The following is an 11582-nucleotide window of genomic DNA, read 5'->3' on the forward strand; positions in this document are numbered from 1 at the left end:
GGCGCACAGATGCCGCCGCCCCTGAGGTGGCGTGCCGCGGCGCTGGTCGTAGTCACGACTCTGCGATGACCTCTTCAGCAGCGATGTCCGGCTTCACTTCACCACCGAGAGCCTCGGCAATTGCTTCGAACTCGGCGAGGGCAGCCTGGAGGTCTTCCACGATCTCCTGGGCGATGACCTCGGGGGCGAGCAGGCTGTCCGCATCGTCGAGCGCAGGGTCCTTCAGCCAGGCGATGTCGAGGTTGACCTTGTCACGGGCGATGAGCTCCTCGTATGAGAAGCGCTTGAAACGGCCGTCCTCGGTCTCCTTGCGCGCCGAGCGATCGTCCGGCCTGTATGCCTCGATGAAGTCAGCGAGGTCAGCAAGCCGCAGAGGGTGCTGCTTGAGTGTGAAATGCATCCCGGTGCGAAAGTCGTACACCCAGACCTCGGAGGTGTTGGGGACGTCATCGGATCGCGGGGGCTTCTTTTCGAAGAACAGCACGTTGGCCTTGACCCCGCCGGCGTAGAAGATGCCGGTGGGCAGGCGCAGGATCGTGTGGAGGTCGAACTCCTGGAGGAGACGGCGGCGAATCTTCTCACCCGCCCCGCCCTCGAACAGTACGTTGTCGGGCAGAACGACAGCCGCACGGCCATCCATCTCCAGCAGCGACATGATGTGCTGCAGGAAGTTCAGTTGCTTGTTGGTGGTCGTCGCGCGGAAGTCGGAACGGTCGTAGCTGAGGTCCTCCCGGTCGGTCTTGCCGTCCGTTCCCACGACCGTAATCGCCGACTTCTTACCGAACGGCGGATTTGCGAGGACGAGAGAGGCCCGATTGGAGGGGGTGTCGGCGAGCGCGTCACCAGTAGTGATGAGAGAGTCACCGTCGGCAGTGCCGATGCCGTGGAGCAGCATGTTCATCGCCGCGAGGCGAGCGGTGCCGGGGACGAGCTCGTTTCCCCAAATGCTGCCCTGGCCGAGTCCGAGCCGCTGCTCACGGGAGAGGTTCTTCAGGTGGTGGTCGCGAAGGTAGCTGTGCGCGGCGATCAGGAAGCCAGCGGTGCCACAGGCCGGGTCAGTGATCGTGTCGTTGGGCTGCGGCCGCATCACCTGCACCATGGCATCGATCAAGGGGCGCGGAGTGAAGTACTGGCCAGCTCCGGTCTTGGTGTCCTCTGCTCCCTTGGCCAGCAGGCCCTCGTAGGCATCGCCCTTGAGGTCGGTGCCTTCGAGGACCCAGTCGGTCTTGCCGATCAGCTCGACGACCAGCTTTTCGAGAAGAGCCGGCTCGGTGATTCGGTTTTGAGCCTTCGCGAAGACGGTGCCCAGGGTGGTGCCGGGGTGCCTGCCGAGTTCAGCGAGTACCTTGCGGTAGTGCGCCTCCAGCTCCTGGCCGCGCTTGGAAACCAGCGACTGCCAGTTGAAGCCAGGCGGAACGATCGGATCAGCTGCCTCGCGGGCGAACGGGTCGGCAGCCAACTCGTCGGCCATCTTTAGGAAGAGCAGGTAAGAAAGCTGCTCGACGTACTCGATGGTCGACAGGCCGTTGTCACGCAGGACGTTGCAGTAGTTCCAGAGCTTGGCGACGAGCGAGTTGGTCTGTGCGACCGTCTTGGCGGGGGCGGCGAACGCGATTTCGGTGGTGCTCATCAGAGCTCGAACTCCTGCTGAATGGTGGTAACAGGGGCGGAGGTTGCAGCGGTGAACGGAGCCGGGGGCAGCCCTGACTTGGTGGCCCTTTCCGTCTTACGCGGGCTGCGAGCTCGCCTGGCCGCTCCCTTGCCGGATGCCGCCTGTTCGGCCCGAATCCGATCGAATAGTGCACTGGCCGGCTCGTCCTTGGGATCCTGCGGCACGAGAGTACCGGTGAAAGCCCGGCCGAGGATGGCCTTGCGCAAACTCTGGGCGCGTGCGAGGCCATGCTTCAGGGCTCGCTCCAACGCGTCCGAATCGGTTAGCAGCTCTTCGCAGCGTTGGACGAGTCGCTTCTGCTCTTCCAGCGGAGGGATCGGGAACTCGACGTTCTTCAGGCGCTTAGATGAGAGGTGAGCAATGTTCGTTGTAATGCGAACCTCTCGCATGAATCTGCGGGCATGCAGGTGTCGGCGAAACACCATCAGAGCCCACTCCGGCAACACATCCGGACGCGCCCGGAAGCGCAGCAGACTATTCGTGAACGCCACGTCTGCTGGCTGCCCTCGATAGAGAGCAGGGCGACCGACCAGGTGTGGGCTCTGCCCTTCGTTTAGCAACACGTCGCCAGGCTCAAGCTTGTACCTCTCGAACACCCCGGAGAAATCCATCTCCATGACGTCAGCCGTGTCGATCCGGTCTTCGAAGACGTTGGCCACTCGCAGGTAGGGGCGCATCTCCGGGCCGTGGTGCCAATCCGGGTGCCGCTGTCGCCCAAGGTCGATAGAGCCCGCCTCGCCAACCGTCGTGATCTCCCACGACTCAGGGCTATCCTCGGGAACAAGCGACATAAGGACGGCCTTCCGGAATGCGAAGACCTTCCTGTGCGCGGCCCCAAGGTCCCTCACGGCCGCGTCGAGGCGGGAGAGGTGATCTTCGAGGGTGTCGACAATCCTCTGCTGCTCCGCAAGAGGAGGGACTGCAATCGGCATTTCCAAGAGCGCCTGCTGCGAAATATTTCGCATAGAGTCCTTGGTTCCAGTGGCTGCTTTTGAGATAAAATCCCGCGCCACAGGTGAGCTCAGGAAATGAACTAGCCACCGCTTGTCGATGGATTCGCTTGGCACGAGACGGAGGCTCTTGTCTGAAAGCAGCAGACGGCGGCGGGTGTTCCCGACAAGTACCGGGGCGCCTACGTATGCCCGGGTGTTGGCACGACTGACAAGGATATCGCCCGCCTGAATCTCGTACGCGGGGTTGATTTCGCGACCTTCTGGGACTGCCTTATTCTCGCCCTCGTTGAATGTCCCCCAGGTCATCGCGCTGACCTTGATGATGCCCCACTCATCCGGTCTCGCTTGGCGCGGCTCGCACGTGAAGGACTTTCCGGCTTCAACGCGCAGCAAGACATCACCCAGGCAAACTTTCTCCCACCCGGGCGGGAGTTCCGTGGTGCTCAAGCCAGTTCTCGATTCAGCTCATTCAAAAGGTCGTGCGGGTCGCGCCCCGGGAATGCCAGGGCGAGGCCCCTCCCACCGCCGTGCCCCGCAAAAGGCTCGGCCCGGAAGTCTGCGGGAGCGATGCCGACGTCGCTGGCGACGACATCACGGATGGCCTTCAGCCACCACAGCTGGTCCTTCGTGAACTCCGCTCCTGCCTGCCGTTGCCGCAGCAGCCAGCCCTCGAAACGCTCCTCTACGGTCTCACGGTAGGGCCTGAGCTCCGAATCCACCCCGAGCTCGTACCGGATGAGCGAGATCAGGTCGGGTACGCCCGCATGCTTGCCCGGCTGCTGTGTAGCGTGGCCCAAGTCCTCGTAGTAGGTCCACAGGACCTGCGGGGTCCAGGCGAAGTCGGGGCGGCGAATCTGGTCGGCCAGCTCTTTCAGTGCCGCGTATGCCTCAGTGGGGCCGACCGAGCGTGGGCTGGACAGAGCGATGGAGACGGCGGCGATCCGGTCGCGCTCCTCTTTGAGTAGGCGGCTCCAGCGGCCGACCTCCTCACGTGCCCGCTCTTCCCGAGGGATCGCGTGAACCTCCATGACCGAGACCGCTGTGGTCTCGTCCATCACGTAGTCCTTGTCGCGACGGATCTCGATGATCAGCTTCCGCAGGTCGGGGCTGGCCGTTAGCGGGGCGATGGCCTCCTCCACCAGGGCGCGTGCCGCCTTCTCGCCGCCCTCCGCCTTCGCCTGATCCTGACGGTCGGCATCGACAGCCTTGACGATCGTGCCCGCGATCTCGGAGAGCGTGCGGCCATCGGCGGTCCGTGTGAGCTGGTCGCGCTCGCGGTCGTTGAGCTGCTGGTTCAGGCGGGCCAGACGGCCTGCGAGGATCTCCGCCTCGGAGGCACTGATCGACTTCGTGCCGGCCTTGTCGAGGAGCTTGGCCAGCGAGATCTGGCGCTCCCCTGCCGGGACGAGCGGGCGGGCGTCGACGAGCGGCGAGTCAGTGACGCCCACCGCATCCACAAGGACGAAGCGGTCCTTACGGACCCGCTCGTCCCCGTCAGGGGTCACCTCGCGCAGCTCGGTGGCGCCAATGGTACGTGCGCCGCGACCCTTCATCTGCTCGAAGAGGACCGCACTGCGAACCTCCCGCAGGAAGATCACGCACTCCAGGGCTTTGACGTCCGTCCCCGTGGCGATCATGTCGACGGTGACGGCGATCCGCAGCCGCGGGGACGTCCGCAGGGCACGGATCAGCTCGTCGGGATCCTCGCCGGCCTGGCGGCTCTTGTAGGTGATCTTCTTGGCGAAGTCGTCTCCACGGCCGAAGACCTCCTTGGCCAAGGCGAGGACATCCTCGGCGTGGTCCTCGCCGACCGCGAAGATCAGCGTCTTCGGGACCTCTTTGCGGCCGGGGAACCAGCTCTGCCAGTTGTCCCGGTACGCGGTGAGGACAGCCCGGATCTCGTCGACGGCCACTACCGAGCGCCCGATCTGGCGGGTGGTGTAGGTGAAGTCGTCCTCCAGCTCCTGGTAGCGCTGGTGACGGGTCTTGCGGTCCCGGATCCTGACCGTCGTTCCCTCGCCTATGGTCGCGCCGCCGTTCTCCCGCAGATCCGTGTGCATGCGGACGACGTCGAAGTCAACGTTGACGCCGTCGGCGACGGCCTGCGGGTAGGTGTATTCGGAGACCAAATTCCGGCCGAAGAAGCCAAGGGTCTGAAGTGTCGGGGTGGCGGTGAGCCCCACCAGGTGGGCGTCGAAGTACTCGAGAACCCCGCGCCACAGGCCATAGATGGACCGGTGGCACTCGTCCACGATGATCAGGTCGAAGGACTCGAGCGGCACGGCCGGGTTGTACCCGACCTCGACGGGCCGCTCGGCCGCGTACGACTGTTCATAGGCGGTATCGTCGTTCGCCTCGCCGGCCGGGTCGTCGTCGACGAGTTGCTCGCCGGTCAGCAGACGGTACATCTTCTGGATAGTGCAGATCACCACCGACGTGCTGTCCTGCAGCCCGGCGGCACCCAGGCGCTCGACGTTGTAGATGTCGGAGAACTTGCGCCCGTCATCCGGGGTTGTGAACTTCCGGAACTCGTCCAGGGCCTGCTTGCCCAGGTTGTTGCGGTCCACCAGGAACAGCACGCGGCGGGCACGGGCATGCTTCAGCAGCCGGTAGGTCTGGGAGACAGCTGTGTAGGTCTTACCGGCGCCGGTCGCCATCTGGATAAGGGCTCGCGGCTTGTCCAGGGCGAGCGAGCCTTCCAGGCCGGTGATCGCCTCGATCTGTGCCGGACGCAGGCCGTTGCGCTGCAAGGCCGGCATATCGCGCAGCGCGGCGCGGAATGTGGGTGTCTCGGAGTACTCGTCGGCGCGCCGCATCCACGCGGCGAGGGTCTCGGGTCGGTGGAATGCGAACACCTCGCGGGAGCGTGCGTCGGGGTCGAGGCGGTTGATGAAGTACGTCTCGGTGCCGGTGGTGGCGTAGCGGAACGCGAAGGGCTCGTCCTCGTGCCACACCGCCAGCCGGTGCTCCTTGAGGACACCGCCGGCGTAGCGGTCGTTCTGCGCGACCGCGCTCGCCAGGTGAGTGCCCTCCCGCTTGGCCTCGATGACGCCGACGATGCATCCGTCGACGTAGAGCACGTAGTCGGCGCGGCCGGTGGCGAGCGTGAACTCGCGCACTGCCACACCCCGGCCACCCATCGGGTTGACCGCGTCCCGGTCCTGAAGCACCCAACCCGCAGCCGCCAGCAGCTTGTCGACCTCCTCACGAGCCTGAACCTCGTTAAGCGGCGCCGGCCGATGAGCACGGTGGATGATCGCATCGCGCGCCGCCGGGTCTACGGTCCGGGGTTTCTTCTGAGCCTGCGCGTAGTCGGCCTGCTGGGCGACACGCAGTGACTCCAACTGCGCGTTCAGCTGGTCAATCTGTGCCTGCAACGTGGCATGGTTTGCGCTCGCACTCGCGATGAGGCTCTCTGCCTCGACACGGGCCTTGCGTTCAGCCTCCAGCACGCTCGCGGACTCCGCGAGACGGGTACGAGCCTGGGTGAGGTCCTGTCGGTGGCCAGCCAGCGCCTTGTTCAGCTCTGCGAGCTCGGCAGGGTCGGTGATGACGGCGGTCGGCTCGGCGGGCGGTACGAACTCGGCAACGGTGCGGCGGCCCGAGACGGCATCGTGGAACCAGAGGCCGAGCCTGTAGCAGATGCGAACCGCGGCCAACGCCCGCGAGGTGTCGAAGAGATGCGCATGGGCCGCCTGATTGCGGTCCAACCGCAGCCGGTCAAAGTCGTTCCGGATCTCGGGAACGAGAGCTCCGACATGGGTGAGCGCATTCAACCGGTCGAACTGCCGGTTCCCTTCCACCCGCATGCCCATGCGGGTGACGAGCTCTTCGGTCAGTACCTCACCGAACTGGCCGGCCTGAACGAGCGCAGAGTTCGGGTTCGTGAAAACCGTTGCCTCAGCCTGGGCTCCATAGAGGGCGAGCAAGGGCTTCAGCGGGTACAGGATGCCGAAGTTTGGGGAAGACTTCGCCAGGTTCTTCAGCCGCTCGTCCATGTCCCCCTGGTACTCCGTCCTTGTAGCGCCCAGTCATGGTTCCGCTGTGCAGTGATGTGCTGGCGCTAAGTGTAGGAGCGATGAGGCCGGATGGAGAGGGAACGATCAAGGTGGTGCCACAGGACAGGATCTGCGAACGCTCTATCCCCGCACCGTCCCCGCGTTGGGCTGGCCAGAGGGCCGACCAACCGTGATCACCGATCGCGACCAAGGGCGATGGACTGTCAGAAACTCGACGACTTCGGATCTTTCAACACAAGGGACGGAGTTTCCTCCTCCCCCAACAGAACCCACCCTCAAGGTACCGGATCTCGCCCTTGGCGTCGCCCGTGTCTACTGGTCGGCCCAACCCGGCCCGGCCGGCGGCGGAACGTCGCCCACCCGGCGGCCCCAGACCCGCTACTCGGCTGCGGCCGGCTCCGGCGCCCGATGCAGTTCCTCGGGTACCTCGTGGACCGCCCATCCGGAACCGCGGCTCCAGCGGTAGACCGCCGCCGGCTCGAACCTGGAGGCCACCCAGATGTCGCCGATGTGGGCCGGGATGTCAGGGTCGCCGACTGGCTCGAAGCGGCGCCTGAGTGCAAGCCCGACCGACAGGTGGGACTGGTCCGACCAGACGAACAGGTGGGCCTCCGGCGCGGCCTCCAGCTTCTTGACCTTGTTCTGACCCTCCGACGTCGTCAGGAAGTCGGATACGTACGGGGCGATGTGCTCCGCCGTGGGCGAAGCGACGCCGTGGCTGAGGGTGGAGGCGAAGATGCGACCGGCCCACGCCGGGTCGGTGCTGATCTGCGCAACCGAGTTGACGCCGATGCTCTTCATCATGTCCAGCTCGGCGGCGTACTCCGGCACCGGCCACCCGTTGGCCCACCGGCTCTTGTCCTCATAGGGCTCCAGGCTCGCCCCGCTTTCCCCGCGCTGCTCCAGGTTCTTGAGGAGTTCCTTGAGCTTCGTGGCCGGCGGGCCGCCGATCCGGGCGCCCGAACGGAACCGGACCGCCCAGGCGCCGAGGAGTCCAGGGATCACGGTCTCGTCGTACTGCCTGTTGATCGACTTTCACATGGCCTGGTTTTTGCCATCGGTAGTGGAGCTGATCTCCAGCCCGATCGTGCGCGCATGGTCGGGCTCATCGGGACGGGCGAGCCAGGCGTCGATCATGCCGGGCTCGGTCTGGTCGTCGACCGCCACCGTGCGGGTGCCGAGCACGCCGTTGACGATGGCTGCGGCCAGGTTCTCCTCAGGGGTCGGCTCGACCCCTCGCGTCTTCGTCATGTTACGGAGGGTAGGCGCTGTCACTGTCCGGAGTCGAGTGATTATCCACTCAACTCCGTTGACTACCTATCGAGTTCGCGATCACGACCACCTACATGCGCACCGATGACGCTCGGGACATGAGGCGCTGGCTGAGACACCCCCCGCAGGCCGCCTCGGGCCCGACTGGGGCCGGTTTGGCCCGGGGCGGCCTGCGGGCTTTGGCGGCCGTTCAGGCGGCCTTCCCGGCGGGCAGGGCGGGGATGGCGGGCAGGAGGACTGCCTGGAGGCCGTTGTTCCACATCTGCGACTCGCTCCCCTGCGGCCGGAAGTAGCGGGCGCGGTGCTGGGGGTGCCTCCACAGGTGGCGGAGTGCCCAGACGGTCTCGTCGCGGCTGCGCCACCACCAGGCCTCCTGCGGCGAGGGGGCGAAGTCCCGGTCCCTGGGGATCGCGGCCACGGAGGTCCCGTCCGGTCCGACGATGTGTTCGACGGCGATGTCCACCGTGCCGTTCTCGGAGTCGAGGCTGATAAGCAGGGCGCTGGCGGCGGGGTGCTGGCTGCGGATGCGGGCGGCGAGCGTGCCGGCTACGTCTGGGGCGGGCAGGCGGAGCAGGCGGCGGGCCGGGGCACCGGCGCCCATCGGGGCCACGGGGAGGCCGCTGACGTTCAGGGCATCGGGTAGGAGACCTTCCATGTCCTGGATCTGCAGGTGGTCGCGGAGCGATATGCGTTCGTCTTCCCGGCGCCGCCACAGCTCTCGCCGGTGCAGGGTGACCAGGATGGTGCGAACCTCGGGCCACAGGGCCTGGATGCGTGGGCCACCGGCTTCGCTGGTGAACTCGATGCTGGCTGTTCGCGGGCGGAACGCCCTGGCGGTGGCAGCGAGGACTTCGAGCGCGGCAGCGGCCAGTGCCGCCTGCGCGTCCGCGACGGCGGCCAAAGCGGTGTCGTACGGGCCCTGGAGATCCGCGCGCTGGAAGGGCGCAGGCATGGGCGGTGGGGCAATCACGATCTTCGGAGTTGGCATGAGGTGTCCTGGGTTGGGGCCGGGCCGCACGACGGCGGCCCGGCTCGCGGGTCACTTGGCGGCGGCGAGCTGGCGGTGGGCCAGGTCGGCCAGGCGGTCGCCGAGGGCCTTCGCGGCGCGAAGCTCAGCGGAGGAGCAGCCGGCCCCGGAGGCGCAGCTGTCGAGGAACTGCGTGGCGATGGTGGTCAGGCGCCACATCGCGAGGGAGTCGTAGGCGGGGATCGTGCGGGTCCAGCCGCCCTCGGAGCCGATGCGGTGGGTGATGCCGGCGCGGTAGGCGAGCAGCAGCCGGTCGTCCGCCTCGTCGCCGGTGTAGTCGTCCGGTGAGCTTCCCCCGGTGTGCGGGAGGTGCTGATTAGCTGGTCAGGGCGGGTGTGGGTGGTTCGACGGTCACTGGTTCGGCCGTCGCCTGGCTGGCGTAGTGCTTCGCCTCGTACTCGTCCGGGCTGAGCCAGCCGAGGCGCTTCTGAATGCGCCGGGTGTTGTACCACCCGTCGATATAGGCGAACAGTGCCAGGTCGGCGTCGGTGCGGGTCGCGAAGGTCGTGCGGCGCACGCACTCGGTCTTCAACACGCTCCAGAAGTTCTCGGCCAGGGCATTGTCGAACGAGTCCCCGACCGTGCCCATGCTCGCCTCAATTCCAGCTTTGAGTAGGCGAGTTGTGAGCTTGATGGACGTATATTGACAGCCGTGGTCGCTGTGGTGGATCAGCTTCCCGGGCTCCACTGGGCGGCCGTGGAGGGCGTACTCCAGTGCCGTGAGGACCAGGTCGGCGTCCGCCCGCTCCGAGGTGTGCCAGCCCACGATCCGGCGGGAGAACGCGTCGCGGATCGTGGCCAGCCACCACGGTCCCTCGCCGGTCGGGACCAGCGAGATGTCGGCGACCCACAGCCGGTTGGGGGCGTTCGCGGTGAAGTCGCGCTGGACCAGGTCCGGGGCGAGGTCGGCCGCCGGGTCGCGGCGGGTGAAGGAGCGAGGCCGGCGCGGGCTGACGCCCTGAAGCCCGGCCACGCGCATCAGACGCTCGACCCTTTTACGGCCGACGTGCACTCCCTCGCGCCGCAGGACGGCGTGGACGCGCGGGGAACCGTAGGTGGCATCCGAGTCCGAGTGGACGCGGCGGATCTGCTCGGTCAGTTCGATGTCCTGGCGCCTGCGCTCGCACGGAGCGTGGACGTCGCGGCGCCAGCGGTAGTAGGTGGAGGCGGGGATGTGCAGTTCCCGGAGGACGGGCTCGGCCCCGAAGCGGTCCTGGTGCTCGTCGATGAGCTTCAGTACCGTCGCCGGGTCGGGTCGAGCTCCTGGGCGAAAAAAGCCGAGGCGGCCTTGAGGATCTCGCAGGACCGGCGCAGCTCGGCGTTCTCCTTGCGCAGAGCGGCCAGTTCTTCTTTCTCAACGGTGGTCAGCCGGTCGTCGCGCTCGCCGCGGTCGGCCTCGTCCTGGCGGATCCAGTTGCGCAGGGCCTCGTGGTGCACGCCGAGGTCCCGGGCCATCTGCCGGATCACGGGCTTCGGGTCGGCGGCCCGGTACGCGGCAACGGCTCGCTGCCGCAACTCGGGCGGGTACTTCATCGGTGCAGCCATGGCAGAGGCTCCCTTCTCACGACCTATCAGGTCATGTCCGGCAACCTTCCGCACCTCGGGGGAACCTCACGGGAGTCGTCCGCTGCGGGTCAGCCACTCGCAGAAGGGGCCGGGCAGGACGAGGGTCCATCGGCGGCTGGAGACGACGTGGTGGCGGGCCTGCTCGGCGTGGGCGGCGGCGTAGCCCATGTGGCGGTGCGCGGCCTCCGGGTCGGTGTCGATCGCCTGGAGTGCCCAGTCGTAGCCGCAGGCGGCGTGCTCGTGGTGGCGGCGGGCGGATGGGCCGAGGGTCTCGTCGGCGGCGCTGCGGCGGTGCTTGTCTCGGGCAGTTTGGAGGTCACCGGGGGTGTCGGGTCCGGGCGCCGGCGTGGTTGGGGTGGGCATGGCGGCCTTTGCTTCGGGGCCGGGCCGCTTGGGGCGGGCCGGCTGTGGGCTGGGGGTTTGCCGGGTGGTGCCCGGCTGTTGCCCCCAGCCTCCCCAGCGGAGCATGCCGCTGGGCACATCAACTGCCGCTCTATATAAGGTAGTTGGGATGTCGAGGATCCCGCCGTGCGCCCTCGGGCCGATCAGCCGGCGTAGGAGCTTAGGAAGTCGCGGGCGGTCGCGGAGTCCCGGCGACGGGCGAGTTGCGCGCAGAGGCTGTCCAGGGAGCCGCTGGACCGGGCGGAGGCGACGCCTCCGAGCAGGACGACGGCCTCGGTGGCCCGGCCGACGGCGTGGTCGACGTCGTCCTGGACGAGGTGGGCTTCGGCGGCCCGGGTCAGGAAGAGGGCGTGGTCGCGCTGGCAGCCGGACTGGCCGTAGGCGGCTGCCAGCGCGGCATCGAAGTGGCGCAGGGCCCGGCTCGGATCGCCCAGGTCGAGGGCGCACGATCCGGCGAGGTTCTCCAGCTCGCCGCGGTTGAACCAGTAGGCCCACGCCGGGTCGTCGTCGTGCGGACCGCGGTCGAGGGCTTCGTAGGCGTTGCTCAGCTTTTTGTTTAACCTTGCTGGTCACCCGACCTGCTGATCTGCGGTTCTTCCCGGGACAGCGGAGGCGGCCGTTCTCCACGCTTCGAGATGTCGAGTCACGAAGCCCAAGAGAACGGCCGCTGC

The 11582-nt window shown here is 67.1% G+C and carries 11 protein-coding genes; 1 reads left to right on the forward strand and 10 read right to left on the reverse strand.

The genetic code is table 11. The features are described 5' to 3' along the window. Window positions 1–52: 52 nt before the first annotated feature. The 10 genes from C2142_RS10090 to C2142_RS10135 all read right to left on the reverse strand — a co-directional run bounded on the left by C2142_RS10090 (window position 53) and on the right by C2142_RS10135 (window position 10872). Window positions 53–1630 (reverse strand): class I SAM-dependent DNA methyltransferase, encoded by a 1578-nt coding sequence (locus tag C2142_RS10090; RefSeq protein WP_174315626.1) that lies wholly within the window; start codon window positions 1628–1630, stop codon window positions 53–55. Further along, window positions 1630–3072, reverse strand: a complete 1443-nt coding sequence (locus tag C2142_RS10095) for a restriction endonuclease subunit S (RefSeq protein WP_148642333.1) — start codon at window positions 3070–3072, stop codon at window positions 1630–1632. The genes C2142_RS10090 and C2142_RS10095 overlap by 1 nt, the downstream gene beginning before the upstream one ends. Beyond that, complete coding sequence (locus tag C2142_RS10100) at window positions 3069–6623, reverse strand: DEAD/DEAH box helicase family protein (RefSeq protein ID WP_148642334.1); 3555 nt, start codon at window positions 6621–6623, stop codon at window positions 3069–3071. Before C2142_RS10100 ends, C2142_RS10095 begins: the two co-directional genes overlap by 4 nt. Window positions 6624–7022: 399 nt before the next feature. After that, window positions 7023–7649: a hypothetical protein gene (locus tag C2142_RS10105; protein ID WP_148642335.1), complete on the reverse strand. Its 627-nt coding sequence runs from the start codon at window positions 7647–7649 to the stop codon at window positions 7023–7025. A 30-nt stretch (window positions 7650–7679) separates the two neighbouring features. After that, window positions 7680–7895 carry a hypothetical protein gene (locus C2142_RS10110; RefSeq protein WP_148642336.1) on the reverse strand — a complete coding sequence of 72 codons (216 nt, stop codon included), beginning with the start codon at window positions 7893–7895 and terminating at the stop codon, window positions 7680–7682. Between the two features lie 211 nt (window positions 7896–8106). Then, complete coding sequence (locus C2142_RS10115; protein WP_148642337.1) at window positions 8107–8868, reverse strand: hypothetical protein; 762 nt, start codon at window positions 8866–8868, stop codon at window positions 8107–8109. Between the two features lie 87 nt (window positions 8869–8955). Beyond that, the gene (locus C2142_RS10120) at window positions 8956–9102 is read right to left on the reverse strand and encodes a hypothetical protein (protein WP_153882767.1); all 147 of its coding nucleotides are present in this window, start codon (window positions 9100–9102) and stop codon (window positions 8956–8958) included. Window positions 9103–9259: 157 nt separating this feature from the next. After that, on the reverse strand, window positions 9260–10246 hold the full coding sequence (locus C2142_RS10125; RefSeq protein ID WP_148642338.1) for an IS3 family transposase: 987 nt from the start codon (window positions 10244–10246) through the stop codon (window positions 9260–9262). After that, window positions 10177–10488 carry a transposase gene (locus tag C2142_RS10130; RefSeq protein WP_063352655.1) on the reverse strand — a complete coding sequence of 104 codons (312 nt, stop codon included), beginning with the start codon at window positions 10486–10488 and terminating at the stop codon, window positions 10177–10179. Before C2142_RS10130 ends, C2142_RS10125 begins: the two co-directional genes overlap by 70 nt. Window positions 10489–10554: 66 nt before the next feature. Further along, complete coding sequence (locus C2142_RS10135; protein WP_148642339.1) at window positions 10555–10872, reverse strand: hypothetical protein; 318 nt, start codon at window positions 10870–10872, stop codon at window positions 10555–10557. Between the two features lie 242 nt (window positions 10873–11114). On the opposite strand from C2142_RS10135, the gene C2142_RS10140 reads away from it, so the two are divergent. Further along, on the forward strand, window positions 11115–11471 hold the full coding sequence (locus C2142_RS10140; protein ID WP_148642340.1) for a hypothetical protein: 357 nt from the start codon (window positions 11115–11117) through the stop codon (window positions 11469–11471). Window positions 11472–11582 lie beyond the last annotated feature (111 nt).

The sequence above is a fragment of the Streptomyces sp. CB01881 genome, from assembly GCF_002953255.1.
Lineage (GTDB): Bacteria > Actinomycetota > Actinomycetes > Streptomycetales > Streptomycetaceae > Kitasatospora.

Bases quoted from the DNA above. Each gene is read 5' to 3' on its own strand.
- C2142_RS10090 (WP_174315626.1), bottom strand. From the start codon at position 1,630: ATGAGCACCACCGAAATCGCGTTCGCCGCCCCCGCCAAGACGGTCGCA.
- C2142_RS10100 (WP_148642334.1), bottom strand. From the start codon at position 6,623: ATGGACGAGCGGCTGAAGAACCTGGCGAAGTCTTCCCCAAACTTCGGC.
- C2142_RS10110 (WP_148642336.1), bottom strand. From the start codon at position 7,895: ATGACGAAGACGCGAGGGGTCGAGCCGACCCCTGAGGAGAACCTGGCC.
- C2142_RS10115 (WP_148642337.1), bottom strand. From the start codon at position 8,868: ATGCCTGCGCCCTTCCAGCGCGCGGATCTCCAGGGCCCGTACGACACC.
- C2142_RS10120 (WP_153882767.1), bottom strand. From the start codon at position 9,102: ATGTGGCGCCTGACCACCATCGCCACGCAGTTCCTCGACAGCTGCGCC.
- C2142_RS10130 (WP_063352655.1), bottom strand. From the start codon at position 10,488: ATGGCTGCACCGATGAAGTACCCGCCCGAGTTGCGGCAGCGAGCCGTT.
- C2142_RS10135 (WP_148642339.1), bottom strand. From the start codon at position 10,872: ATGCCCACCCCAACCACGCCGGCGCCCGGACCCGACACCCCCGGTGAC.